Annotated in this window: 4 protein-coding genes; all 4 read right to left on the minus strand. The window is 57.1% G+C overall.

Features of this window, described 5'->3' with window-relative positions:
- A partial coding sequence (locus tag AC221Y_RS21640) for a thiamine pyrophosphate-binding protein (RefSeq protein WP_486708395.1) occupies positions 1-1,155 on the minus strand: 1,155 nt, incomplete at its 3' end.
- 1,006 nt (positions 1,156-2,161) lie between these two features.
- Positions 2,162-2,632 (minus strand): Dps family protein, encoded by a 471-nt coding sequence (locus tag AC221Y_RS21645; protein WP_372928682.1) that lies wholly within the window; start codon positions 2,630-2,632, stop codon positions 2,162-2,164.
- A gap of 189 nt (positions 2,633-2,821) precedes the next feature.
- Complete coding sequence (locus AC221Y_RS21650; RefSeq protein WP_372928683.1) at positions 2,822-3,334, minus strand: DUF3429 domain-containing protein; 513 nt, start codon at positions 3,332-3,334, stop codon at positions 2,822-2,824.
- Positions 3,309-3,735, minus strand: a 427-nt coding sequence (locus tag AC221Y_RS21655) for a DUF427 domain-containing protein (protein WP_486708396.1), incomplete at its 5' end; no start/stop codon positions are given. The genes AC221Y_RS21655 and AC221Y_RS21650, both read right to left, overlap by 26 nt.

The following is a 3,735-nucleotide window of genomic DNA, read 5'->3' on the forward strand; positions in this document are numbered from 1 at the left end:
ACCGACGTCCGATAGAAGGATGTCTTCCGGCCCCATGACCTGTCGCGCATCCCAGATAGCCTTTTGCGGTCTAATGGAGCCTTCGGTCTTGTCGTCCTTGTACTCGGCAAAGTCTGCGGCCATTTCGGCGCGCATGCGATGTTGCAAATCGAGATCGTAAGACGGAAGACCCTTCGCATCGACGCGTTCGTTGAGCATCCAGAGCGTATGGGCCAGGTCACCGACCAGCTCCGTTTCGGGGTGGTAATACTCGTCGACCTCCGCCGGAAGAAAATCGGCGTGCAAAATGCGTTTGTCCCGCCGGGCGTTCCACAGTCGCGGGTGGTATTCGACCATGTCGAAGCCCAGCGTGACGACCAAGTCGGCATCGTCGATGGCCGCCGAGATGCGGTCTTTGGAGCCAAGACCAACCGTGTACAGGCAGTACTCCGCATCCATGTCGACACAGCCCTTCGCCATGAAGGTGCTGATCACGCCGATACCCGCTGTTTCGCAGAGCTGGCGCAGCTGAGTGCTGGCGCGGCGGCGAATGCAGCCATTGCCCGCGACAATCACCGGACGCCTGGCCTCTTTGAGCATCGCAAAGGCCTGATCGACGATCTTGTCGTCAGGCACGGAGCGCCGGAAGCGGTGAGGAATCAGCGGCTTGGCATCGGATTTTGCACTTGCGATGTCCTCGGGGAGTTCGATATGCACCGCGCCGGGCTTTTCGGTGCGCGCAACCCGCACAGCCTTGCGTACGATTTCCGGAATCGTGTCGGGATTGAGGATCGTGGTCCCCCATTTCGTGACAGGCTTGAACATGCCCACCACGTCCATGATCTGATGGGACTCTTTGTGCAGCCGGTCGGTCCCGCCCTGCCCCGTCAAGACCAACATCGGCGCGCGATCCATGTTAGAATCAGCCACACCGGTGATGAGGTTGGTCGCACCGGGCCCAAGCGTGCCGAGCGCGCCCGCCGGATTGCCCGTGAGCCGTCCATAGACCTCCGCCATGAACGCCGCCCCTTGTTCGTGGCGTGTCAGGACAAACCTGATTTTGCCGGATTTCTCCAACGACATCATGAAGTCGGCGTTCTCCTCGCCGGGCACGCCGAAAATGTACTCAATACCTTCCACTTCAAGGCATTTCACGAGCAGATCGGATGCTTTCACGTCTATCATCCCGCCTGAGCTTGCTTCTATCCCGATTGTCGCTGGCGTTCCGGGCACTGTCTAAACACGATTGCTTCAGGTATTTGTGTTTAGAGAAGTTGTGACGCGGCTAGGCCATGGCGCTCATTCCCAAACAGTCCGAGGGCTGCTCTCGGCTCGTCAACTATTGAACCTTTTCGAGCTTATGCCCCCAGCGCTGGGTCGCGCGCTGGTCGCTCACCTCACCTGAGTTAACTGGAAGAGGCCCTTTCCCCCTCCTCACCCCCTTGTCACAGCTGTGTCACAGCTGAAGGTTCAAAGCGGGCGGTTTGCGTAGCTCAACGAAAGATCGTAAGCTGCGTAAGCAGCTGATTTGACGATCTTTTAGTGAGGAGCCGTTAGGCGACGGGCTGGTAGAGCACTGTGTTCACATCGCAAGGGTCACTGGTTCGAGTCCAGTACCGCCCACCATTCAAGCCGCTAATCTCATTGAGAAAATCGACGGATATGCCTTGGACAGCTTATCCTGGCCGAAGACTTATTGAAGGCTGCCGCGACAGCCCCGGACCAGGAACCGCCCGAATGAGAATCAAGGACATTCGGCTGAGCTGGTTTAGAGGAGCAGCGGATACGGTGCGCCTCAAGCTTGATCGATGAAAGAGGATTTGCCAGCTCCATTCTGGCCGTAAACGACTATCGACTTCCCATCTATGGCCATGGCCGCTCGGTTCAGGTTAGCCCCTCTATCCATGGGTTCGGCGCGAGACCTGGCTCTGCCTAAGCCGCCCAAGCCGATTCCATTCGCGGCGTTGGTCTGTTGTATCGCTGGGTCCGGCGCCTATCATGGCCCGCGAATGTCAGCAAAAAAGCATCGGCCAAATCAGGAGACCTCAGACCTCGCTTCTTCATGTCGGACTTGCCCTCGACGAGCGCGCGCTTGTGCCAATCCACTTCCGCTTTGTGCCTGCAAGCAGACGTGAGCACCGCGGCGATCAACGTCCGCTAAATGCCCTCAAGGATGCTGGGTTTAGTGACCCATCCCGATATGTGAGCGCAATATCCAGCCAAACTTGTCATGAGTGCCTGCGCGCATTACCGCGAGGTCATTCGTGACCAGATCTCCCTTTTCGTCTGCAACGCGCGCCAGATTTTGCAGTGAGGCTGACAGGCTTTCTTGGTCACTCGCTAAGTTTCTTATCATACGCTCATACGTCACTCGCCCGTCGCACTCCATGAGCGTCGAGCTGTTCAGGAATGTTGAGCATCGGCCATCAACATGTCCGCCCAGAGATTTAATGCGTTCTGCCAAGGCGTCCTGCGCTCTGAAGTGATCTTCATAAATCTGCTGAAAAAGATCGTGCAGAGCGCTGAACTGCGGTCCGGAAACGTTCCAATGATAGCTTTGAGCCTTCACGGTTTCCACGGACGTATCTGCAAGCGCAAGAAATATCTCGCGAACCAAAGAGTTAGAGTCAACGGTGTTTTCGACTATCGCCATGATGTTTGATCTCCGGTTACTGAATCAAAGTACGAAGAACCGACCCAGATGGATCACACGTGGAAACGGCTTAGGTCGAGGTCGTCGGGCTTCGTAACCGAGCCCTATATCGCGATGATCGTATGAATGAATGCCTGGAAGCGTCGCCTACCCTACAGCCAACGTCCCAGCCATTTAGGGTAAACGGCTCTATGTCGCATGCAGCACAGCCGCGACCAGGCAAGCGCAAACGACCAGCGTGAGCGGCCAACGAAGCCGCGGATACCAACGCGGTGCCTCACCCTGCCTCACAGCATAGAGATCGTAAATCAAGAGACCGCAGAAGCAGACCACAAGCCATATAAATTGTAGACCGCCTTCGATGAATGCTGTGGCTGTCGCGGCCAGTGCCGGGATGATGCTCGCGAAGTATCTTCGCCAGAGTTGATCGCCAGGCGCAGAATTCATTGCAAGGCCCCAGTGCACAGCCCCCATGAATGACAGGATCGCAATGCTGTATGCGACAAGCGCGTTACGGGCGGCCGCGGATTGCACGTCGCTACCGATCAGCCACATCCCCGTGAGCAATAGGAATGGAATCAGACCGGCCGCGCCAAGAATAACAGCCGGCGCAGGAATCTGTGGGTTCATTTCTTCAGGTCGCAACGTGCCCATGTTTGCAAACAGCGTTTTGGGGCTACCAATGCTCGGTGCCGCGCTCACCTTTAGGTATTCCTTCAAGGTTGGGCGTCACCCAGCCACCATAGAAACCGCCGGGCTGAGGAAGTGCGCGGTAGTCGCCAACGCGGCACTCCTCCATCAGATCTGGGTAAAAGGCCAGATATCCGGCAATCGGCGCAAACTGGTCTACTGGTTTGTCATAACTCCATGCGGCCAGTTTCACGGTCGTGGAGCCAGCACTTACGTCGAAGTACCGTGCAACCCCCTTCCACTCACAAAGGCTCCTTCCCGACGCCGGGATCAAGGTGGCGGAGACATCTTCGGGTGGGAAGTAGTAGGTCGGTGCGTGATGAGTTTCGAGGATACGCATCGCTCTGGTGGAGTCGGCGATGACTTTGCCTCCGAGACGCACGCTAACGCGCTGTTCCACGCGCTCCAGCGCG

Source organism: Boseongicola sp., assembly GCF_057460485.1.